The organism is Escherichia sp. F1 (genome assembly GCF_046764225.1).
Classification (GTDB): domain Bacteria; phylum Pseudomonadota; class Gammaproteobacteria; order Enterobacterales; family Enterobacteriaceae; genus Escherichia; species Escherichia coli.
The window spans coordinates 4,366,684-4,388,325 of sequence record NZ_CP177202.1; the positions used below are offsets into that span (position 1 = coordinate 4,366,684).

Here is a 21,642-nt window from a genome sequence, read left to right on the forward strand (position 1 = left end):
GTTATTCCCCCTGACGCTGGTAGTCGTTACGCTGCGCGTTGGCGCGGCGTTGGTCCATAATATCGCCCTGACTGGTGGACGACGTGTTGCTTGCTCCACTGGTTGTGGAGGAAGAGGCTGGCGGCAGACGCAGCAGATTGCTGGCACCGTTATCGCTCTTCGCCGCAGGGGCGTTACCACCTTTCAGCATCTGGTCTAACGGCAGAACCATCAGGTTGCCACCTTTATCGTTAACCAGCACTTTGCGGGTGTTACCCAACACTTTTTCCATCGTCTCGATATACAGACGCTCGCGAGTAATTTCCGGCGCAGCTTTATATTCCGGCAGAAGTTTAGCAAAGCGCGCCACTTCGCCCTGAGCTTCCAGGATGGTCTGGGCCTTGTACGCACGCGCCTCTTCGAGGATACGTTGCGCCTGACCGTTCGCACGCGGCTGAACTTCGTTGGTATACGCTTCTGCTTCACGAATGTATTGCTGTTCGTTTTCACGCGCGGCAATCGCATCGTCAAACGCCGCTTTTACTTCTTCCGGCGGACGAGCTGCCTGGAAGTTGACGTCCAGCAGAGTGATGCCCATGTCATACGGACGAATCGTCTCTTCCAGTTCGCGCTGAGTATCGCTACGAATCACGGTACGACCTTCCGTCAGAATGCGGTCCATGGTGTATTTACCGATAACCCCGCGCAGGGCGCTGTCGGTAGCCTGACGCAGGCTGTCATCCGGGCTGGTCACGCTATACAGATATTTTTCCGGATCGGTGACGCGGTACTGCACGTTCATCTCAACGCGCACTACGTTCTCGTCCGACGTCAGCATCACACCAGAAGCGGCCAGTTCACGCACGGCTTCCACGTTCACTGGTTTGACTTCGTCAATAAACGTCGGTTTCCAGTTCAAACCCGGCTCAACCAGATGGCTGAATTTACCAAAGCGTGTTACCACGCCGCGTTCGGCTTCTTTAATGGTATAGAAACCACTGGCCGCCCAGATAATGACAATCGCTGCCGCTGCGATGGTAACGACGCGACCGCCAAGCTGCGGGCGCGGGCCTTGCGATGAACTGCCACCGCCAGATCCGGTGCCTTTACCGCCGCCCAGACCACCGAGCTTTTTGCTCAGTTTGCGGAAGATATCATCTAAATCAGGTGGCCCTTGATCGCGACCGCCTTTGTTTCCATTTCCCTCAGAGTTGCCGCCAGGTTTGCTGCTTCCCCACGGGTCGCGGTCTTGTCCGTTATTACCGGGCTGATTCCACGCCATGTTTGTGCTCCATATTTGTTATGCGGTGATCCCTGTTGTCTTTCGACGCCAGAGGATATGACTCCACGCTTCAGACGCTACGCCGTTAGATCAGGTAATCGATCAACGCCGGTTCTTGTTTACAGAGGCGACGCCAGTCAACGATCGGCATACGAACTTGCAGACTTACGCTGCCGTCCTCCTCCATCCACTCTTTTTCTATTGCCTGAAGCTGATAAAAACGACTTCTCAGACGCCCTTCCTGCGGTGGCAGACGCAATGTATGCTGCGCCACCTCGCCGGAAAGCCGCTCCGTCAAAGCCTGAAAAAGCTGTGGTATCCCCGCTCCGGTCTGTGCGGAAAGCCAGACACGGATCGGTTTGTTCTCTTCGTCCCGATCAATACGCGGTTCGAAATCTTCCAGCATATCGATCTTGTTCATCACCAGCAGGGTTGGGATCTCGTGAGCGTCGATCTCTTCAAGAACCGTATTCACCGCTTCGATGTTTTCTTGTACACGCACATCCGCCGCATCAATGACGTGCAGCAGCAATGTGGCTTGCCGCGTCTCTTGTAACGTGGCTTTAAATGCCGCCACCAGATCGTGCGGCAGGTGGCGAATAAACCCTACGGTATCAGCCAACACGGTTTCACCGACATCTGCGACGTCAATACGCCGCAACGTCGGGTCGAGGGTGGCAAACAACTGGTCTGCCGCGTAGACCCGCGCTTCGGTGATGTGATTGAAAAGGGTAGATTTACCGGCGTTGGTATATCCCACCAGCGAAACAGTAGGAACGTCGGCTTTGATACGCGATTGCCGCCCCTGCTCACGCTGCTTTTCAACTCTTTCCAGGCGCGACTGTATCTGCACGATGCGATTACGCAACAAACGACGGTCGGTTTCGAGCTGGGTTTCACCCGGACCACGCAAACCTATCCCGCCTTTCTGTCTTTCAAGGTGGGTCCAGCCACGCACCAGGCGCGTAGCCAGATGGCGCAGCTGCGCCAGCTCAACCTGCAACTTACCCTCATGGGTACGCGCACGTTGGGCGAAAATATCTAAAATAAGGCCGGTGCGGTCGATAACACGACACTCGCACAAACGCTCCAGGTTACGCTCTTGCGCCGGGCTCAGGGCATGGTCAAAAAGAACGACCGAAGCACCCGTCGCTTTGACAGCTTCCGCAATTTCAACTGCTTTACCTTCACCTACAAAATACTTTGGGTGCGGCGCTTTACGGCTACCGGTAATCACCTGCAATGCTTCGACACCGGCGGAAGAGACCAGAGATTCAAACTCCTGGAGGTCTTCCATATCTTTGTCTTGCGTAAAATAGATGTGTACCAGTACCGCCTGCTCACCAGCATCATAACGGTCAAACAAGCGTATAACCCTCTAAATAGATCAGCGGGGAACGCAGGATCGCTGGCTCCCCGTGTAAAAAAACAGCCCGAAACCTTATTCGGTTTCTTCGCTGTCCTGTTGCGCGGAAGTATTCTGCGCGCTGCTACCATGATGGTAGTTACTGCTGGTACCGCCACCGGCGTTGTTACTGTGATGAGAAACCGGGCGAGACGGGACAACAGTAGAAATCGCGTGCTTATAAACCATCTGGCTGACCGTGTTTTTCAACAGGATCACGAACTGATCAAAAGACTCGATTTGTCCTTGCAGCTTAATACCATTCACCAAATAAATAGAAACTGGAACACGTTCCCGACGCAGTGCGTTCAGGAACGGATCTTGTAAAGATTGCCCCTTAGCCATTCTCTCTTTTCCTTATATGCTTATTTGTACTTTGAACCTTTCGATTCTGAAAAAATTGCGCACGATACGTCTCAATTGTACACATTCAGCCTGCGATAGCACCAACAACCTGTAATACTTCGTCACGCGCTTGTTCTGGTTTTTCACTGTCAAGCCAGTGAACCCCTTCCCAACCACGCAGCCAGGTTATCTGCCGCTTCGCCAACTGTCTCGTGGCGCAAACACCTCGATAAACCATTTCATCGTATGAGATTTCGCCTTCAAGGTAAGACCACATCTGGCGATAACCCACGCAACGAATGGAAGGCAAATCCGTATGCAAATCTCCTCGGGCAAAAAGCGCCCGGACTTCTGCTTCAAAACCTGAAGCCAACATCTGATGAAAACGCTGCTCAATTCGTTGATGGAGCAGTTCACGGCTCGCCGGGGCGATGGCGAACTGATGCACCTGATACGGTAGAGCGTCTCCTGACGTTTGCGTCAGTTCCGTTAAAGTTTTACCCGAAATGAAAAAAACTTCCAGTGCCCGGGAAAGCCTTTGTGGATCATTTGGATGAATCCTTGCTGCCGCAACCGGATCGATCTCCTGAAGTTGACGATGCAATGACTCCCAACCTTGCTCTGCCGCCTGTTGCTCAATTCTGGCCCGCACTTCCGGGTCTGCCGACGGTAGCGGCGACAACCCTTCCAGCAATGCCTTGAAATACAACATCGTACCGCCCACTAACAGTGGGATCCGCCCCGCTGCGGTGATATCGGCCATTTCCGCCAGCGCATCGCGGCGAAAATCAGCAGCCGAGTAAGCCTGCGACGGATCGCGAATATCCAGCAATCGGTGCGGCGCGGCGAGTAACTCTTCAGCGTTCGGCTTCGCCGTCCCGATATCCATCCCTTTGTAAATAAGGGCAGAATCAACGCTTATCAACTCTACTGGTAAAATTTTACGCAGCTCAATGGCTAACGCCGTTTTACCGGAGGCCGTCGGCCCCATCAAAAAAATCGCCTTAGGCAGGCTCGCCTTACTGATATCACTCATCTTTCAGGGCTTTTATCGCCGGATGTAAATCAACAGATTGTAACAGACCACCCGGCGGCGTTTTCACAAGTTGCGGACATAACCGTTCCACGTCCGCCAGCAGGGTTATGGCCTGTGCCATTGACCACTGCGCATGTTCGCTCATCAGATTTCGTGCAATCCACTGCGCAATATTGCCAGGTTCGAATACGGACTGCTTCGCCAGGTAGCCTATCAGTTCAGGAATCAAGATTTGTAAATTTTGTTGGCGTAAGGGTAAAGGCACGGCCCTGATGGTCACATGCTGTGCATCTGACTGGAAATCAATACCCAATTCCGCCAGGGCAGACTGCGCTTTTTCTAATGCCGATTTTTCTTCGCCAGAAACTTTTAGCCGCAGCGGAATCAGCAACGGCTGGGCGCAAACTGGCGCTTCACCCGGCGTCAGTTGCGCCTGACGCAGCCAACGTTCTGCCACTGGCAAGGCTAAAAGTGAAATGTTGCCATCGCGCTCAAGCAACGCACAGTCGGAATGGACGATAGTCAGTACCCGACCAAAACTCTGACTGTTCGCCGCAAGTGCAGGTTCCTGCGGTTCTGGCGCTTTTGGTTTTTGCATCGGCGCGGGCGTTTGCAAAAGCTGGCGATACACTTCACCTTGCTGTTTCTGGTAGCCTGGCTGCGCATTCGGCCAGGGGGCAGCCGGACGACTGCCTGAGGCGGGCGCAGGAGTGTAACGCGGAGCTACCGGCTCCCGAGCTGCCGGTTCTGCAAAGTGATTGCGCCCCGCCGCCACGCGGTTTTCCGGGATGGCGCGCGGTGCAGGTTGTGGTTCATCGTCCAGCGGTAGCGGCGTTTCCAGTTGCTGTTGTAGCACGCTCAGCACGCCCTGATAGATAAAATCATGCACCAGACGCGACTGATGGAAACGCACTTCGTGTTTGGCAGGGTGCACGTTGACGTCCACCTGATGTGGGTCGATCTCCAGATACAGCACAAATGCCGGTTGCTGATCGGCCCCCAGTTTGTCTTCACAGGCCTGGCGGATCGCGTGATTGATCAGGCGATCGCGCATCATGCGACCATTCACATAGCAATACTGAATTTCCGCCAGTGCGGGCGTGGTGTGATTCGGATCTGCCACCCAGCCGCGCAGCGTAAGATCGCCGTGTTGCCATTCAATCGCCAGCGCTTGTTCGAGAAAAGCGGTGCCGCAAATCGCGCCTAAGCGCCGTTCTTTTTGCCCGCCTTCCGGCACTGCGCGGTACTGACGCACAATTTTACCGTTATGCGACAGGTTGATCGTGACGTCGAAACGCGCCAGCGCAATGCGGCGAATAATTTCATCGATATGGTTAAATTCGGTTTTCTCGGTGCGCAGGAATTTGCGCCGCGCCGGGGTGTTGTAGAACAGATCCAGCACCTCCAGCGTCGTTCCCACCGGATGCGCCGCCGGTTTAACCGTTACGTCCATATCGCGCCCTTCGGCATAGGCCTGCCAGGCTTCCTGCTGTTCTGCGATGCGTGAAGTGAGCGTCAGGCGCGAAACCGAACTGATACTCGCCAGCGCCTCACCGCGAAAGCCCAGGCTGATAATGGCTTCGAGATCGTCCAGAGAGGCGATTTTACTGGTGGCATGACGAGCCAGCGCCAGCGCCAGCTCATCTTTTTTGATACCGCAGCCGTTATCACGAATGCGGATAAGTTTCGCCCCACCGCGTTCGATATCAATATCGATACGCGTCGCACCTGCATCGAGGCTGTTTTCCACCAGCTCTTTGACTACCGACGCAGGTCGCTCGACCACCTCACCTGCGGCAATCTGGTTCGCCAGTTGTGGCGGTAAGACCTGAATTGGCATCAATCGTCCTTAGTTTGGCAGCGTGCGATCTGGCGTCGTCACCGTACTGGCAGTTTGTGCCGCTGTACCCTGCGGCGCAGATTGCATCGGATGCGCAAGGAAATAATTACGCAGGCCTTTGTAAATGGCTTCTGCCAGCTGTTGTTGGTAATCGTCGCTCGCCAGCAAACGTTCTTCGCTGTTGTTGCTGATAAAACCGGTTTCGACCAGTACTGACGGGATATCCGGCGAACGCAGAACACCAAGGCTGGCATGTTCTGGCCGACGTTTATGTATTTCGCCAATGCGTTGCAACTGACTGATCATACTGGTCGCTACATCATACCCTACCCGCTGGGAATGACCGAACTGTAAATCCAGCACCGCCTGGCTTAAATAGGGGTCAGACTGACTGTTCGCCAGCACATCGCCCGCTCCGCCCAGTAGCTCCGACTGTTTCTCGTGCTGCTCCAGCCAGCTGGCCATTTCGCTGTTGGCGCGACGGTTAGAGAGCACCCATACGGAAGCGCCAGTCGCACTGCGGTTCGGTGCGGCATCAGCGTGAATCGACACGAGGAAATTGGCGTTTTGCTTACGTGCCACATCGCTGCGCCCCATCACCGAGATAAAGTAATCCCCGTCACGAGTTAAAACGCCTTTAAACATCGGATCGTCATTGAGCAAAGTACGCAATTTACGTGCGATGGCGATGGTGACATTTTTCTCCCGCGTACCACCAGGGCCGATAGCGCCAGGGTCCTGACCGCCGTGTCCGGCATCAATAGCGATGATAATTTTATCGCCAGTGTTCGCCGTCGCGCGCGCTGCCGGACGCGTTACCGTATTACTGCTGATAACACCCGTAGTGCGGTTACTTTCTGTTTTAAACGGATTGCGCGCCGGTTCGCTGACGCGCGGTGCGACAACCGCAGGTGTTTCAACGCGTTTCGCAACCACGGACGGCGGAGGAGGCGGTGGCGGCGCATCGGCGTTAATCGTAAAGACGACAGTGTAATTGCTGCCATTCTGCCGCTTCACCGCTTCGGTTTTACCGTTTTCGGTAAGATCGACCACCAGCCGTAGCGTTTGTGCATCTTTAGGCGTTCCGGAGCGAATCGCCTTCACCAGATTATTACCGCTGAACAACAATGGCAGTCCCTGAATCACGCCCGTTTGTTTGATATCGAGCGCCACGGTGCGTTTGCTTTGATGGCTAAACGCATAATCAGGATCGCCAATAAAACTCAACGTTATCCGCGCCTGTTGATTACCGTTAGAAACCTGAATATCAGAGAGCGTCGCGGCACCCACCTGCGCGCACAGCAGCAGCAACGTCGCTACCAACCAATTTCTGATGCGATACATCATCCCGCCACCTTTCAAAGGTTAACCGGCTAAACGCGCCAGCAACAATTCACCCGCAGAGGAAACCGCACTCACGCGCGCCTCACGGCCTTGTGCCTGATAATCAATGTGTATTTCGACATCCGGGTCAGGAAGAACACCTGTACCTTGTTGTGGCCACTCCACCAGGCAGATGGCATCGTTGGCAAAATAATCGCGGATCCCCATAAACTCCAGCTCCTCGGGATCGGCAAGGCGGTACAAATCAAAGTGATAAACCATTAAATTGTCGAGCGTATAGGGTTCGACCAGCGTATAAGTGGGGCTTTTGACATTACCCTGATGGCCCAAAGCCTGCAAAAAGCCCCGGCTAAAGGTGGTTTTACCTGCGCCTAAATCGCCATACAGATAGATTACGGTTGCGCCATCGCAGGCTTTCGCTACCCGCTCGCCCAGGTCTAATGTTGCCTGCTCATCAGGGAGCGGAATTACTCGATTCATCATGGTTTTTATCAGTCACTTCCGGGTTAACAATACGCTGTAGCGTGGAAAAGAGATCGGTTGCCAGCATCCCGCGCGTTCCAAAACGCGCCGCCAGTACGTCAGCTGCCGCACCGTGCGCGACACAGCCCGCACAGGCTGCATCATACGGCGACAGTTTTTGCCCAAGCAATGCGCCAATAATACCAGAGAGCACATCGCCCATGCCGCCGCTCGCCATGCCTGCATTCCCGGCATCAATAATGCCTAAAGCGTCAGGATGGGCGGCGACCACGGTTCCGGCACCTTTCAGCACCGCTACGCCGCCATAACGTTGTACCAGACGTTTAGCGCAATGTAAGCGGTCACTTTCAATTTCAGCGACGGAACAGCCTAACAACCGTGCGGCCTCGCCAGGATGCGGCGTGATCACGCGATTGTGACGCTTATCGGGATTGATTGCCAGTAGGTTCAATGCATCGGCATCCCACAACATCGGTTTGCGAAAATTCTCAACTTTTTGCAGGGCTTTTTTCCCCCACTCTTGCTGGCCCAGTCCGGGACCAATCACCAGCACATCGGCCCATTCCAGGCTTTCGGTAAGAGAGTCCACAGTCAGTTCATGCACCATCAATTCCGGTCGTGCAGTCAGTAGCGGCGCAATGTTTTCACTGCGGGTCAATACTCGAACTAAACCAGCACCAGCACGCAGTGCCGCTTCCCCCGTCATACGAATAGCTCCCGCCGTGCCGTGATCGCCGCCAATAATCACCACTCTCCCGTGATCGCCTTTATGCGATGTCGGGCGACGCGGTTTCAGCCAGTGAGAAAGTTGTTCTGCCGAAAACCGCTGAATTTTCGTCTCCTGACCTGCCAGCCAGCTATCCAGCCCCAGTGAGTCAAAATGCAGTTGTCCGGTAACATCCCGCGCTTTTCCAGTGAGCAAGCCTGGTTTCAGCGCAATAAAAGTGATGGTGTGATCGGCGTTGATCACCGCGCCTGGCGTAGCGCCAGTTTCAGCCAGCAGGCCGGAAGGGATATCAACCGCCACAATCGGCGCAGGATGGGAATTAGCGTGGTCGATTAACTGGCTAATGGATTCGCGGGGTGCTTGCTGCAAGCCGGTACCGAGCAGCGCATCAACAATCAGATCTACCGATTCGGGCCAGACAATATTCGAAGCATGGATCTCGCCTCCCGCGTTTAACCATGATTCGCGTGCCAGCGCGGCCTCTTCCGGCAACGGTTTGTCACTTTCCTGGGCCAGCAGCGTGACCTCAATACCGACCGCTTTGGCCAATCGCGCGACCACGTAGCCATCGCCGCCGTTATTACCATGACCGCACAGCACCAGCCAGTGGCGGGCGTCAGGATAAGCCGTGCGACACACCTGGAATGCGGCTTCGCCAGCGCGAAGCATCAGCTCATAGAGTGTGAGTCCCAGTGCATCTGCCGCCTCGCGTTCTCCGCGGCGGATATCGTCGGCGTGCCAGACGGTGTGTGGTATACTTACGGGGTTTTTCTTCATTGTATGGTCCGTCATGTCAGAGCCCCTCGATCTCAATCAGTTAGCGCAAAAAATTAAACAGTGGGGGCTGGAACTGGGCTTTCAGCAGGTAGGTATTACCGATACCGATCTCAGCGAGTCCGAGCCCAAACTGCAAGCATGGCTGGACAAACAATACCACGGCGAAATGGACTGGATGGCGCGTCACGGTATGCTGCGCGCTCGCCCCCATGAGTTATTGCCCGGTACGCTGCGCGTGATCAGCGTGCGGATGAATTACCTTCCTGCTAACGCCGCATTTGCCAGCACGCTGAAAAACCCTAAGCTCGGCTATGTGAGCCGTTATGCGCTGGGCCGTGACTATCACAAACTTCTGCGCAACCGACTCAAAAAGCTGGGCGAGATGATTCAGCAACATTGTGTTTCGCTGAATTTTAGACCGTTTGTCGATTCTGCGCCTATTCTCGAGCGCCCGTTAGCTGAAAAAGCTGGGCTCGGCTGGACAGGTAAGCACTCACTTATCCTCAATCGCGAGGCCGGTTCATTCTTCTTTTTAGGCGAATTGCTGGTCGATATTCCGCTGCCCGTGGATCAACCAGTCGAGGAAGGATGCGGTAAATGCGTGGCCTGTATGACGATTTGCCCGACCGGAGCCATCGTCGAGCCATATACCGTCGATGCTCGCCGCTGTATCTCTTATCTCACCATCGAACTGGAGGGGGCGATCCCGGAAGAGTTGCGACCGTTAATGGGAAACCGTATTTACGGTTGCGATGACTGCCAGCTTATCTGCCCGTGGAATCGCTATTCGCAACTCACTACAGAAGACGATTTCAGCCCGCGTAAGCCGCTACACGCACCGGAACTCATTGAGTTATTCGCCTGGAGTGAAGAGAAGTTTTTAAAAGTCACGGAAGGTTCGGCGATTCGCCGTATAGGTCACCTGCGTTGGCTGCGTAATATCGCCGTAGCATTAGGCAATGCCCCCTGGGATGAAACGATTTTGACAGCGCTGGAAAGTCGTAAAGGTGAGCACCCACTTCTCGATGAGCACATAGCGTGGGCGATTGCGCAGCAAATCGAGAGGCGAAATGCGTGCGTGGTCGAAGTGCAATTACCGAAAAAACAGCGTCTGGTTCGGGTGATTGAAAAAGGGTTACCGCGTGACGCCTGATTCATCCACAGCTTGTGAATAAAAATAAAAACGCATTGCAATTCAAGCCGGAAAAAATCGTCAAGTGATCGATACGACAAAACGAAATCTTAATTTTTAACTTATCTATCAATAGGTTAAAAAAATACTATTCACCGTGCGAAGTTTCTTTGAAATTAAGATTACAGCCTGAGACTGTGGATAACTCTGTTTACAAGAGTTTGTCAGAGACAACAAAAACCAGCAATAACGCATCGCGTCGCTGTGGATATTTTATTGAGAGAAGAATTTGGAGCGGGAAACGAGACTCGAACTCGCGACCCCGACCTTGGCAAGGTCGTGCTCTACCAACTGAGCTATTCCCGCTTGGGTGGTCTGTGCTTTACAGCACTTTCAAATTTTGGAGCGGGAAACGAGACTCGAACTCGCGACCCCGACCTTGGCAAGGTCGTGCTCTACCAACTGAGCTATTCCCGCTTAATCTTCGTCTTTCGAACCGCTACTGCCTTGGCTGCCTTCACTCACCTTAGTCACTTACTTTTGTAAGCTCCCAAGGATTCGTTCAGTTGCCGCCTTGTCGCAATTCGAAATACTGCGATTGGGTGGTCTGTGCTTTGCAGCACTTTTCAAATTTTGGAGCGGGAAACGAGACTCGAACTCGCGACCCCGACCTTGGCAAGGTCGTGCTCTACCAACTGAGCTATTCCCGCGTACTACTTAATTTTGCTTTCGTAATTTTCGCATTTCTGCGTCGTTACGGGAGGCGCATTATACGAGAAATCTTTCCCTCTGCAACCCCCCTAAAAAATTTTTTTTGAGTTTTTATCTCAAGTGCTGAAATTATCAGCAAGACGTTCAATTTAGCGTCAAAATCACGCCGCCGCAAGTGGATTCCGGCGCTTACGTGACCAGGAAAAATTTTACAGCTTGATAAAATGCTCGCGATAGTAAGCCAGTTCTGCCACCGACTCACGGATATCATCCATCGCCTGATGCGTCCCCTGCTTGGTAAAACCATCAAGAATTTCCGGCTTCCAGCGGCGCGCCAGCTCTTTCAGCGTGCTGACATCGAGATAACGGTAGTGGAAGTAGGCTTCCAGCTCCGGCATGTATTTAAACAGGAAGCGACGATCCTGGCCGATGCTGTTACCGCAAATCGGCGATTTTCCCGCAGGCACCCACTGTTTTAAGAATTCGAGCGTTGCCAGTTCAGCTTCACGATCGCCCATTGTGCTCGCTTTCACGCGCTCCACCAGCCCGCTCGCGGTATGGGTGCGCACGTTCCAGTCATCCATCAGCGCCAGCTGTTCATCGGACTGATGTACTGCAATGGTCGGCCCTTCTGCCAGAATATTCAGGTTGGCATCGGTCACCAGCGTGGCAATCTCAATAATGCGATCGCGCTCGGGATCCAGACCGGTCATCTCAAGATCGATCCAAATCAGGTTGTTTTCATTGGCACTCATGCTATTTTCCACCCATTCACAGTGACTATATTGATCCACAATTGCGTGTATCATAGATGTTTTGCCCATCAGGGGCGACCAGGAGTCTGTACGATTGAGTAAAAATAAACTCTCCAAAGGCCAGCAGCGCCGCGTGAACGCCAATCACCAGCGTCGTCTTAAAACGTCTAAGGAGAAGCCCGACTACGACGACAATCTGTTTGGCGAGCCTGATGAAGGTATCGTCATCAGCCGCTTTGGTATGCACGCTGATGTGGAATCCGCCGATGGCGACGTTCACCGCTGCAATATTCGCCGTACCATCCGTTCGCTGGTGACCGGCGACCGCGTAGTCTGGCGTCCGGGTAAACCGGCGGCGGAAGGCGTAAATGTCAAAGGGATCGTGGAAGCGGTGCATGAGCGCACCTCGGTGTTGACGCGTCCGGATTTCTACGACGGCGTGAAACCTATTGCCGCCAACATCGACCAGATTGTTATTGTCTCCGCCATTTTGCCGGAGCTGTCGCTCAATATTATCGACCGTTACCTGGTGGCCTGCGAAACCTTGCAGATTGAGCCGATTATTGTGCTCAACAAGATAGACCTGCTGGACGACGAAGGTATGGAGTTCGTCAACGAGCAGATGGATATCTACCGCAATATCGGTTATCGCGTATTGATGGTTTCCAGCCATACTCAGGATGGGCTGAAACCGCTGGAAGAGGCGTTGACCGGGCGCATCAGCATTTTTGCCGGGCAGTCTGGCGTCGGTAAATCCAGCCTGCTGAACGCGTTGCTGGGGCTGCAAAAAGAGATCCTGACCAACGATGTCTCTGACAACTCGGGTCTCGGTCAGCACACCACGACCGCCGCTCGGCTGTATCACTTCCCGCACGGCGGTGATGTGATTGACTCCCCAGGAGTGCGTGAGTTCGGCCTCTGGCACCTGGAGCCGGAACAAATCACTCAGGGCTTTGTCGAATTCCATGACTACATAGGTCTGTGTAAATATCGCGATTGCAAACATGATACCGATCCGGGCTGCGCTATCCGGGAAGCGGTTGAGGAAGGAAAAATCGCGGAAACCCGTTTCGAAAACTATCACCGTATTCTGGAAAGCATGGCGCAGGTAAAAACGCGTAAAAACTTTTCTGATACGGATGACTGACAATTAAGCTAACCGTCGTTAGAATCGTCCCCTTTTTTTCAGGATCCGGCATGTAGGCCGGATCAGGAACGACAAAACAATGGCCTGGAGGCTACCTTGTTAAATTCATTTAAACTTTCGCTACAGTACATTCTGCCGAAACTATGGCTTACTCGCCTGGCGGGTTGGGGCGCAAGCAAGCGGGCAGGATGGCTGACAAAACTGGTTATCGATCTGTTCGTTAAATACTACAAGGTCGACATGAAAGAGGCGCAAAAGCCGGATACCGCCAGCTACCGCACCTTTAACGAATTCTTTGTCCGTCCGCTGCGTGACGAAGTACGCCCAATCGATACCGATCCGAATGTACTGGTTATGCCTGCCGATGGCGTTATCAGCCAGTTGGGTAAAATCGAAGAAGATAAAATCCTGCAAGCCAAAGGCCACAACTACAGCCTCGAAGCCCTGCTGGCAGGCAACTATCTGATGGCGGATCTCTTCCGTAACGGTACGTTTGTGACCACTTACCTCTCCCCACGTGACTACCACCGCGTACACATGCCGTGCAACGGTATTCTGCGTGAGATGATCTACGTGCCGGGCGATCTCTTCTCCGTTAACCATCTCACCGCTCAGAACGTGCCGAATCTGTTTGCCCGTAACGAACGCGTGATCTGCCTGTTCGATACCGAATTTGGCCCGATGGCGCAGATTCTGGTCGGTGCGACGATTGTAGGCAGCATTGAGACGGTCTGGGCGGGCACCATTACGCCGCCGCGCGAAGGCATCATCAAGCGCTGGACCTGGCCTGCCGGGGAAAACGACGGTTCTGTGGCACTGCTGAAAGGCCAGGAAATGGGTCGCTTTAAACTCGGTTCCACCGTTATCAACCTGTTTGCACCGGGTAAAGTGAATCTGGTTGAGCAACTGGAAAGCCTGTCTGTCACGAAAATTGGCCAGCCGCTGGCAGTATCTACCGAAACCTTTGTTACGCCAGACGCTGAACCCGCCCCGCTTCCTGCTGAAGAGATCGAAGCAGAACACGACGCCAGCCCATTGGTTGACGACAAAAAAGACCAGGTCTAATCCATCAAAGGAAACGCTGACGTGCGCCTGATTATCACTTTTCTGATGGCCTGGTGCCTCAGTTGGGGGGCGTACGCCGCGACGGCCCCCGATAGCAAACAAATCTCACAAGAACTGGAGCAGGCAAAAGCGGCGAAGCCCGCGCAGCCGGAAGTCGTAGAGGCGCTCCAGTCCGCCTTAAATGCGCTTGAGGAACGAAAAGGTTCCCTTGAGCGCATCAAGCAATATCAAGAAGTCATTGATAATTACCCGAAACTTTCCGCTACTCTGCGCGCACAATTAAACAACATGCGTGACGAGCCGCGCAGCGTGTCACCGGGGATGTCTACCGACGCTCTGAATCAGGAAATTCTCCAGGTCAGCAGCCAGTTGCTGGATAAAAGCCGTCAGGCCCAGCAAGAGCAGGAGCGCGCCCGCGAGATTGCCGATTCGCTGAATCAACTGCCGCAACAGCAAACCGACGCCCGCCGTCAGTTAAATGAGATCGAGCGCCGCCTGGGAACGCTTACCGGCAATACCCCGCTTAATCAGGCGCAAAATTTCGCGTTGCAGTCTGACTCCGCACGTCTGAAAGCGCTCGTTGATGAACTGGAGCTGGCGCAGCTGTCTGCCAATAACCGCCAGGAATTAGCGCGCTTACGCTCTGAGCTGGCGGAAAAAGAGAGCCAGCAACTGGATGCATATTTGCAGGCCTTACGTAATCAGTTGAACAGCCAACGTCAGCTTGAAGCGGAGCGGGCGCTGGAAAGTACCGAATTACTGGCAGAAAACAGCGCCGATTTGCCGAAAGATATCGTCGCGCAATTCAAAATTAACCGCGAACTATCGGCGGCGCTGAATCAACAGGCGCAGCGGATGGATCTCGTTGCCTCGCAACAGCGTCAGGCTGCCAGCCAGACGTTACAGGTCCGGCAGGCGTTGAATACGCTGCGTGAACAGTCGCAATGGCTGGGATCGTCCAACCTGCTCGGCGAAGCGTTGCGGGCGCAGGTGGCACGGCTACCGGAAATGCCAAAACCACAACAGCTTGATACCGAAATGGCGCAGTTGCGTGTGCAACGGTTACGTTATGAGGATCTGCTTAATAAACAGCCGCTGCTACGGCAGATTCATCAGGCCGACGGTCAGCCGCTGACCGCCGAGCAAAACCGTATTCTGGAAGCACAGCTACGCACTCAGCGTGAGTTGCTGAACTCATTGTTGCAGGGTGGCGACACGCTACTACTGGAACTGACCAAGCTGAAAGTCTCCAACGGGCAACTGGAGGATGCGCTGAAAGAGGTGAACGAAGCGACGCACCGCTATCTGTTCTGGACCTCTGACGTGCGCCCGATGACCATCGCCTGGCCGCTGGAGATCGCCCAGGATCTGCGTCGTCTCATTTCGCTGGACACCTTCAGTCAGTTGGGCAAAGCCAGTGTGATGATGCTGACCAGCAAAGAGACAATTTTGCCGCTGTTTGGCGCGTTGATTCTGGTCGGTTGCAGTATTTACTCGCGCCGCTATTTCACCCGTTTTCTTGAACGTTCGGCGGCGAAAGTCGGCAAAGTGACTCAGGATCACTTCTGGCTGACGTTGCGCACCCTTTTCTGGTCGATACTCGTCGCGTCACCGTTGCCGGTGCTGTGGATGACGCTGGGTTACGGCTTGCGCGAGGCGTGGCCTTATCCGCTGGCGGTCGCGATTGGTGATGGCGTAACAGCCACCGTGCCGCTGCTGTGGGTAGTGATGATTTGCGCCACCTTTGCTCGCCCGAACGGCTTGTTTATCGCTCATTTTGGCTGGCCGCGCGAACGGGTTTCCCGTGGGATGCGCTACTACCTGATGAGCATCGGGCTTATTGTGCCGCTGATTATGGCGCTGATGATGTTCGATAACCTCGACGACCGTGAATTCTCCGGTTCGCTGGGACGGCTTTGCTTTATCCTCATTTGCGGTGCGCTGGCGGTGGTCACTCTCAGTCTGAAAAAGGCCGGGATCCCGCTGTATCTCAACAAAGAAGGCAGCGGTGACAACATTACCAACCATATGCTGTGGAACATGATGATTGGCGCACCGTTGGTTGCTATTCTGGCGTCGGCGGTGGGTTATCTGGCAACGGCACAGGCGCTGTTAGCGAGGCTTGAAACCTCGGTTGCCATCTGGTTCCTGCTACTAGTGGTTTATCACGTTATCCGCCGCTGGATGCTGATCCAGCGCCGCAGGCTGGCGTTTGACCGGGCGAAGCATCGCCGGGCAGAGATGTTAGCGCAACGTGCGCGTGGCGAAGAGGAAGCTCATCATCACAGTAGCCCGGAAGGGGCAATTGAAGTCGATGAAAGCGAAGTCGATCTCGATGCCATCAGTGCGCAATCCTTGCGGCTGGTGCGCTCAATTTTGATGTTGATCGCCCTGCTTTCGGTCATTGTGCTGTGGTCAGAAATCCATTCCGCTTTCGGCTTCCTCGAAAATATTTCGCTGTGGGATGTCACCTCCACGGTACAGGGCGTAGAAAGTCTGGAGCCGATTACCCTCGGTGCGGTGCTGATTGCCATTCTGGTGTTTATCATCACCACGCAGCTGGTGCGCAACCTGCCCGCGCTGCTGGAACTGGCGATTTTGCAGCACCTGGATTTAACGCCGGGTACAGGTTACGCCATCACCACCATCACCAAATATCTGCTGATGCTGATTGGCGGGCTGGTCGGCTTCTCAATGATTGGTATTGAGTGGTCGAAATTGCAGTGGCTGGTCGCCGCGCTCGGTGTTGGTCTCGGTTTTGGTTTGCAGGAAATTTTCGCCAACTTTATCTCTGGCCTGATCATCCTGTTCGAAAAACCGATTCGCATTGGCGATACGGTAACGATCCGCGATCTTACTGGTAGCGTGACGAAAATTAACACCCGCGCCACCACCATCAGCGACTGGGACCGTAAAGAGATAATCGTGCCGAACAAGGCGTTTATTACCGAGCAGTTTATCAACTGGTCGCTCTCTGACTCGGTCACGCGCGTGGTGTTGACGATTCCGGCCCCTGCCGATGCCAACAGTGAAGAAGTGACGGAAATCCTGCTCACCGCAGCGCGTCGCTGCTCGCTGGTGATCGACAACCCGGCACCGGAAGTCTTCCTGGTGGATCTGCAACAGGGGATTCAGATTTTCGAGCTGCGTATTTACGCCGCTGAGATGGGTCACCGTATGCCGCTACGCCATGAGATCCACCAGCTAATTCTGGCAGGCTTCCATGCCCACGGTATCGATATGCCATTCCCGCCCTTCCAGATGCGTCTGGAAAGCCTCAACGGTAAAAAAACGGGGAGAACGCTGACGTCTGCGGCTAAAGCGCGCCAGGCCGGCGGTTTATAAGGTTTTGTAGCCGGATAGTCTCATCCGGCTCACCAACAAAACAGATAGCGCAGGGAAAACTGCCACAGCCAATAGAAGAGCATTATTGAAATAACAAAATATTGCCAAAGAGAGTGCTGTTTCTTCCAAATAACAGCATAAATATATGGGATGAATAATGGTAAGGTCATTATAATACCAACTGGGCGAATATCATCATTCTCAAGATATGTCATAACATCACAAACATTATTAATTCCTCTACCGTCGATAAACCACTCTTTGTCTTGAACAGATAAAAAATCTATCCAAAATATGCTTATAACAAACCAGATAAGGTTAAGGGAAAATGATTTCCAGTTCATCATAGATTATTCATTATTTTCATTAAAGCAGTTTTCTTTTCAAGAATACGTCGACCATATTCACTGTATTCTCTCTGATGGGATCCTTTCGGTGCTGCAATGGAGTCTATAATATCTTGTTTATTTCTTTCAATACCACGGTTGTATCGGGAGCCGACTACAATTAACTGCTCATCCGTTAAATTAGTGGTGTCACCTATTTCCGGATAGTCATAATGTATAAGGTCTCGTAAATGAAATGCTACCACTCTAATGTTGAAGCGGTCATTTAGTAAGCACTGGGAAAGTTGGAACTGCTCAAAGGATGACAAAAGATCTGGATGTATCCCTATAGTCCTGGCTGCAACGCCTAACTGTATTGCGACAGAACCGACTGAAGTAGAGTTTGAGTAGGTATTGCCTCCTCTCTTTGAAACGGCCTCTAGGATTATTTTTAATTGCAGCACCCCCACTGGTTTAAATCTTTCTGGCATTCCGCCAACCTCAGCAGCCGCAACGCCCGCAAGTAATAATAACGGGATTTGCGCCTCTTTGGCATATTGCCACAACATATCACGGTGATAAATCAACCATGATGTTTTATATAACCATAAGTGTGCAGTCCCCGTGCTGAATGTCCAATTAGTCGGAAGAAAACGCCATCGAAAATAATCAATGCCATTCCATTTAGGAAAGCCTAATTCATCAACTTCGCAAAAAATAAGATTATTCATTTAAAGTCCCTTATTAAAATCATTCCCAGAATGAAGAATAGTACTATCATCAGAAAAACTGATTTGTGATGGGACAGACAAAAAATATAAAAAAGAGTTCGGCTTAAGATAATCAAGATAAAACATATATACCCAATAAACCTCAAGATGCGGGTGTGAGCACCTGAAAGTGATCGTTAATTCGGGATGTCAGAGAGTCCGCTATATCCGGCAGCGTCTGGTTAAAAAAGACAGAAAAACGGGATACATTATATTCATGAATGGTTTTATATTCGCAGATTAGCGGTGACGTCAGTGCTTTCAGATTCAGCGCCCCCATGATATTCAGGCGTGTGCGGCAGCCTGTTGTTTTTACTGCTTTTTTCTGGCCTTTACGTATCCAGCCATAGCTGATTTTAGTGGCCTGAGTCGGATGGACTCCATCAATAAAAAGAACCGGTTCATCACCCACAGTTATTTTCAGTTCCTCATAATATTCAATGAATTGCCTTTGTTTCTCTTCACTGAATTTATGGGGGACGCCTGACGGTTTTTTGTAGGTGAAACCATTACGATGCAGCCACTTATTCATCCCCGGAATGCTGAAAATGATGTTCCATGTCCGGGTGATAAACGCAATAACATCGCGGGTATGGTGAAATAAATTATCGGATAACTGGCTGATTAAAAGGCCGTTTGTTCAGCACTGAGTTTGCTGTCTGAGCCGCCGTTTTCGGGCTTCAGTTTTCCTTTATTCAGGAATTCGCTGATATGGTGATCAATCGTTGTCTGATGCAAGCGTAAAGCCTGAGCAATCATGGCAGAACTCCAGCCTTCGGAAACCAGAAGAATGGCTTTAATACGATCTCTGACTCGCCCGTCACGACTGGAATCATGAAGGCGTTCAAGTTCAGCTTTTTGTTGCTCAGTAATGAATATTTTCATGTTGGACAGCATGATCTTCTGTTGCTGAAAAATCAAGCATCTTCAATGATCACGGGTATATAAGGTGAATATTTATTGTTTTTAATATAAAAATCGCTTGCCCAACTTACAGAGTGACTGCAAGCTGGATAATATACTCGTCATACTTCAGAACGGTAAGCAAACGGGGTGAACGCTGACCTCTGCGGCTAAAGCGCGCCAGGACGGCGGTATATAAGGTTTTGTAGCAGGATGGTCTCATCCGGCTACAAACAAAACTGATAGCGCAGAAAAAACTGCCACAGCCAGTAGCCGAAAATCACAAGCGCGGTGGCATACATAAACCAGCCGCGTTTTTTTCGCCACAAAGCGAACCAGAGAAAAGGGAAAAAGAGCGGTAACGTCATTATCACACCGACATCGCGGGTATCATCATTTTCCAGATACTCCAGCACATGGCAGATATTTTTAACCCCACCTTCATCAATCATCCACTCTTTGTCCAGCGTGGAAGTGATGACTATCCAGGGATCGCTACAACAAACCAGATGCAACACAAGACAAACATGCGCGCACTCATGAGGTAACCCGTAGTTTAATTTCGCTATAGCGCATACGAAATCTCACTAATTCCCTGTCATTACGCCCTATCGTCAGGCCGACGATAGGGCATTTGATTACTCAGCCACCCACTGCGGATTTTTTGCCACTCTGCTGCAATAGTTCTGGTAAATCGCCATCGCTAACAGCGAGAAGAAGACAGGGCCGCCAATCATCCACAATGTGCTGTCCCAGTCTCCGGCTTCAACCACAGGCTGAATGATGGTGAAGACGTTCGCAAATGTCACCACCAGAACGACAACCACCGTCGCAATCATTGCCGACATACGCGTTTTGAAAATCACAAACGGTCTGTCGAGATCCTGACGTGCTTTAAAGAATGGGAAAGCCAGCGCGAGGAACAAGTAAGGAAGCGTCATAGACACGTTCGCCATCAGCGTCAGCTTGTTAAAGAACGCCGATGCGGTACCGCCACCAAACGAAACCAGCAGGATGAAGACAGTAACCAGCCCGCACTGCATCCACATGGCGATAGAAGGCATACCCATCGCATTCAGGCGCGTCATCGGTTCCGGCCACAATGCTTTCGGCGTTCCCTGGATGATGGCTTTCAGCGGTGAATAGCAAAGCGTAAAGAACGCACCGGTATAAGCGAGGAACATCGAAAGTCCGGTAATACGCGCAAACCATACGCCCAGCGACAATGACGCTTCTGGTGACAAATGCAGTGCGTTACCCAGCGTCACCCCGAGGCTCTTCATCAGCACATAGGTAATATTGCCGAGGTTAACGGAACCATTACTTAATACCTGCTGCCAGTTTGTGCTGACGCCCCATAAAAATATTGCCAGCGAATAACCGATTGAAATAACAATAGCGGCAAAAACAATACCTTTGGCAAAGTTCTTTTCTGGATTTTCCGTTTTATCGACCAGACCACCAACCGCTTCAATTCCGCCATAGGCAAAAATAGCAAATACCACAAACGATAGCATTGCCAGACCGGACTGATAACCTGGGTTCGGTGATGCAAGGAAATTAATATCCTGCGCGAAATGCCCACCATTTAATAACAAAATAGTAATGCTTACTAACAGCAATACTAAATTCAGACACATTACTGCAATACCGCCCACCGCAGTAATGCGGGCAATTTTATTAATCCCCTTTGAAGCAACGACGGTGACCAGAATCATCCATGCCCCTGCCAGCAGACCAACCACCTGCGTAGGCTCCAGTCCGGCAATATGCCAGTGCTGGGTCATGTCGCTACCATAGAGGAATGTTGAGAACGGTACCCAAACTTTCGCGGAGGTACTCACCATCCAGATGATATAAGAGGAAAACCACATAAACGTACCAATGAAGGCAAAACGTGGTCCGACACTATTATTCATCCAGGAATAGATACCGCCTTCTTCTTTGCGATAAGCAGCTCCCATTTCAGCCATCATTAAGGCGAATGGAATAAAGAATAACAATGCAGAAAATATATAAAAGGGAATCGCACTATAACCCATTAAGTAATAAGCCGATGGGCTATTGGCAAATCCAAATACGGAAGTAAAGATCATCAATATGAGTCCTATCAGACTCATCTTTTTTATCGTGTGAGGCATGAAACCATCCTTCATTTCAGCGCGTGTATAAAACGCGCCCACTGAACTGCACTGCCCAACATTGAGCGGGCAGCGTAAAAACCAATACAGAATTGATACCTGGATGATATCAAATATCCAGTCTTAAAT

Annotated in this window: 17 protein-coding genes, 3 tRNA genes and 2 pseudogenes; 4 read left to right on the forward strand and 18 right to left on the reverse strand. The window is 52.1% G+C overall.

Annotated features, from left to right (window positions below):
- Position 1: 1 nt before the first annotated feature.
- The 8 genes from hflK to nnr all read right to left on the reverse strand — a co-directional run bounded on the left by hflK (position 2) and on the right by nnr (position 9,233).
- Positions 2-1,261 carry an FtsH protease activity modulator HflK gene (gene hflK / locus ACK8NJ_RS20945; RefSeq protein WP_000312479.1) on the reverse strand — a complete coding sequence of 420 codons (1,260 nt, stop codon included), beginning with the start codon at positions 1,259-1,261 and terminating at the stop codon, positions 2-4.
- Between the two features lie 85 nt (positions 1,262-1,346).
- On the reverse strand, positions 1,347-2,627 hold the full coding sequence (gene hflX / locus ACK8NJ_RS20950; RefSeq protein ID WP_001558424.1) for a ribosome rescue GTPase HflX: 1,281 nt from the start codon (positions 2,625-2,627) through the stop codon (positions 1,347-1,349).
- Positions 2,628-2,702: 75 nt separating this feature from the next.
- Positions 2,703-3,011 (reverse strand): RNA chaperone Hfq, encoded by a 309-nt coding sequence (gene hfq / locus ACK8NJ_RS20955; protein ID WP_001051883.1) that lies wholly within the window; start codon positions 3,009-3,011, stop codon positions 2,703-2,705.
- A gap of 85 nt (positions 3,012-3,096) precedes the next feature.
- Positions 3,097-4,047, reverse strand: coding sequence for a tRNA (adenosine(37)-N6)-dimethylallyltransferase MiaA (miaA, locus tag ACK8NJ_RS20960; RefSeq protein WP_001280339.1), 951 nt, complete (start codon positions 4,045-4,047; stop codon positions 3,097-3,099).
- Positions 4,040-5,887: a DNA mismatch repair endonuclease MutL gene (gene mutL / locus ACK8NJ_RS20965; protein WP_328180842.1), complete on the reverse strand. Its 1,848-nt coding sequence runs from the start codon at positions 5,885-5,887 to the stop codon at positions 4,040-4,042. Before mutL ends, miaA begins: the two co-directional genes overlap by 8 nt.
- A 9-nt stretch (positions 5,888-5,896) precedes the next feature.
- Positions 5,897-7,234: an N-acetylmuramoyl-L-alanine amidase AmiB gene (gene amiB / locus ACK8NJ_RS20970; protein ID WP_411961914.1), complete on the reverse strand. Its 1,338-nt coding sequence runs from the start codon at positions 7,232-7,234 to the stop codon at positions 5,897-5,899.
- Positions 7,235-7,252: 18 nt separating this feature from the next.
- Positions 7,253-7,714, reverse strand: coding sequence for a tRNA (adenosine(37)-N6)-threonylcarbamoyltransferase complex ATPase subunit type 1 TsaE (gene tsaE, locus ACK8NJ_RS20975; protein ID WP_000981977.1), 462 nt, complete (start codon positions 7,712-7,714; stop codon positions 7,253-7,255).
- Positions 7,686-9,233: a bifunctional ADP-dependent NAD(P)H-hydrate dehydratase/NAD(P)H-hydrate epimerase gene (gene nnr, locus ACK8NJ_RS20980; RefSeq protein ID WP_411961915.1), complete on the reverse strand. Its 1,548-nt coding sequence runs from the start codon at positions 9,231-9,233 to the stop codon at positions 7,686-7,688. The genes tsaE and nnr overlap by 29 nt, the downstream gene beginning before the upstream one ends.
- Between nnr and queG the strand changes: the two genes are divergently transcribed.
- Positions 9,232-10,371, forward strand: a complete 1,140-nt coding sequence (gene queG / locus ACK8NJ_RS20985; RefSeq protein ID WP_001294215.1) for a tRNA epoxyqueuosine(34) reductase QueG — start codon at positions 9,232-9,234, stop codon at positions 10,369-10,371. The genes nnr and queG overlap by 2 nt on opposite strands.
- On the opposite strand, the gene ACK8NJ_RS20990 is transcribed toward queG, so the two are convergent.
- From ACK8NJ_RS20990 to orn, 5 genes are all read right to left on the reverse strand, one after another.
- Positions 10,354-10,407, reverse strand: coding sequence for a hypothetical protein (locus tag ACK8NJ_RS20990; protein WP_010723271.1), 54 nt, complete (start codon positions 10,405-10,407; stop codon positions 10,354-10,356). The two genes, queG and ACK8NJ_RS20990, sit on opposite strands and share 18 nt — an antisense overlap.
- A gap of 233 nt (positions 10,408-10,640) precedes the next feature.
- Positions 10,641-10,716 (reverse strand) — tRNA-Gly (locus ACK8NJ_RS20995).
- A 35-nt stretch (positions 10,717-10,751) separates the two neighbouring features.
- Positions 10,752-10,827: transfer RNA gene (locus ACK8NJ_RS21000), tRNA-Gly, on the reverse strand.
- 157 nt (positions 10,828-10,984) lie between these two features.
- Positions 10,985-11,060, reverse strand: a tRNA-Gly gene (locus ACK8NJ_RS21005).
- Between the two features lie 210 nt (positions 11,061-11,270).
- The gene (gene orn, locus ACK8NJ_RS21010; RefSeq protein WP_001295188.1) at positions 11,271-11,816 is read right to left on the reverse strand and encodes an oligoribonuclease; all 546 of its coding nucleotides are present in this window, start codon (positions 11,814-11,816) and stop codon (positions 11,271-11,273) included.
- Positions 11,817-11,910: 94 nt separating this feature from the next.
- Between orn and rsgA the strand changes: the two genes are divergently transcribed.
- From rsgA to mscM, 3 genes are all read left to right on the forward strand, one after another.
- On the forward strand, positions 11,911-12,963 hold the full coding sequence (gene rsgA / locus ACK8NJ_RS21015) for a small ribosomal subunit biogenesis GTPase RsgA (protein ID WP_201477804.1): 1,053 nt from the start codon (positions 11,911-11,913) through the stop codon (positions 12,961-12,963).
- 96 nt (positions 12,964-13,059) lie between these two features.
- Entirely contained in the window at positions 13,060-14,028 is a 969-nt protein-coding gene (gene asd / locus ACK8NJ_RS21020; RefSeq protein WP_000934920.1) for an archaetidylserine decarboxylase, read from the forward strand.
- Positions 14,029-14,049: 21 nt separating this feature from the next.
- Positions 14,050-17,373: a miniconductance mechanosensitive channel MscM gene (gene mscM, locus ACK8NJ_RS21025; RefSeq protein ID WP_001236801.1), complete on the forward strand. Its 3,324-nt coding sequence runs from the start codon at positions 14,050-14,052 to the stop codon at positions 17,371-17,373.
- A gap of 29 nt (positions 17,374-17,402) precedes the next feature.
- Here the strand turns inward: mscM and ACK8NJ_RS21030 are convergent, their stop codons facing one another.
- The 5 genes and pseudogenes from ACK8NJ_RS21030 to yjeM all read right to left on the reverse strand — a co-directional run bounded on the left by ACK8NJ_RS21030 (position 17,403) and on the right by yjeM (position 21,513).
- The gene (locus ACK8NJ_RS21030; protein ID WP_001308294.1) at positions 17,403-17,717 is read right to left on the reverse strand and encodes a YjeO family protein; all 315 of its coding nucleotides are present in this window, start codon (positions 17,715-17,717) and stop codon (positions 17,403-17,405) included.
- A complete protein-coding gene (locus ACK8NJ_RS21035; protein WP_001061059.1) occupies positions 17,717-18,430 on the reverse strand; it encodes a hypothetical protein in 714 nt (237 codons plus the stop codon). The genes ACK8NJ_RS21030 and ACK8NJ_RS21035 overlap by 1 nt, the downstream gene beginning before the upstream one ends.
- Before the next feature lie 142 nt (positions 18,431-18,572).
- Positions 18,573-19,366: pseudogene (locus ACK8NJ_RS21040) on the reverse strand (IS630 family transposase).
- Positions 19,367-19,599: 233 nt separating this feature from the next.
- Positions 19,600-19,913: pseudogene (locus tag ACK8NJ_RS21045) on the reverse strand (YjeO family protein).
- A 97-nt stretch (positions 19,914-20,010) separates the two neighbouring features.
- Positions 20,011-21,513 carry a glutamate/gamma-aminobutyrate family transporter YjeM gene (gene yjeM / locus ACK8NJ_RS21050; protein ID WP_411961916.1) on the reverse strand — a complete coding sequence of 501 codons (1,503 nt, stop codon included), beginning with the start codon at positions 21,511-21,513 and terminating at the stop codon, positions 20,011-20,013.
- Positions 21,514-21,642 lie beyond the last annotated feature (129 nt).

Bases quoted from the DNA above. Each gene is read 5' to 3' on its own strand.
- mutL (WP_328180842.1), bottom strand. From the start codon at position 5,887: ATGCCAATTCAGGTCTTACCGCCACAACTGGCGAACCAGATTGCCGCA.
- hfq (WP_001051883.1), bottom strand. From the start codon at position 3,011: ATGGCTAAGGGGCAATCTTTACAAGATCCGTTCCTGAACGCACTGCGT.
- nnr (WP_411961915.1), bottom strand. From the start codon at position 9,233: ATGACGGACCATACAATGAAGAAAAACCCCGTAAGTATACCACACACC.
- queG (WP_001294215.1), top strand. From the start codon at position 9,232: ATGTCAGAGCCCCTCGATCTCAATCAGTTAGCGCAAAAAATTAAACAG.
- miaA (WP_001280339.1), bottom strand. From the start codon at position 4,047: ATGAGTGATATCAGTAAGGCGAGCCTGCCTAAGGCGATTTTTTTGATG.
- ACK8NJ_RS21035 (WP_001061059.1), bottom strand. From the start codon at position 18,430: ATGAATAATCTTATTTTTTGCGAAGTTGATGAATTAGGCTTTCCTAAA.
- tsaE (WP_000981977.1), bottom strand. From the start codon at position 7,714: ATGATGAATCGAGTAATTCCGCTCCCTGATGAGCAGGCAACATTAGAC.
- amiB (WP_411961914.1), bottom strand. From the start codon at position 7,234: ATGATGTATCGCATCAGAAATTGGTTGGTAGCGACGTTGCTGCTGCTG.
- yjeM (WP_411961916.1), bottom strand. From the start codon at position 21,513: ATGCCTCACACGATAAAAAAGATGAGTCTGATAGGACTCATATTGATG.
- ACK8NJ_RS21030 (WP_001308294.1), bottom strand. From the start codon at position 17,717: ATGAACTGGAAATCATTTTCCCTTAACCTTATCTGGTTTGTTATAAGC.
- hflK (WP_000312479.1), bottom strand. From the start codon at position 1,261: ATGGCGTGGAATCAGCCCGGTAATAACGGACAAGACCGCGACCCGTGG.
- orn (WP_001295188.1), bottom strand. From the start codon at position 11,816: ATGAGTGCCAATGAAAACAACCTGATTTGGATCGATCTTGAGATGACC.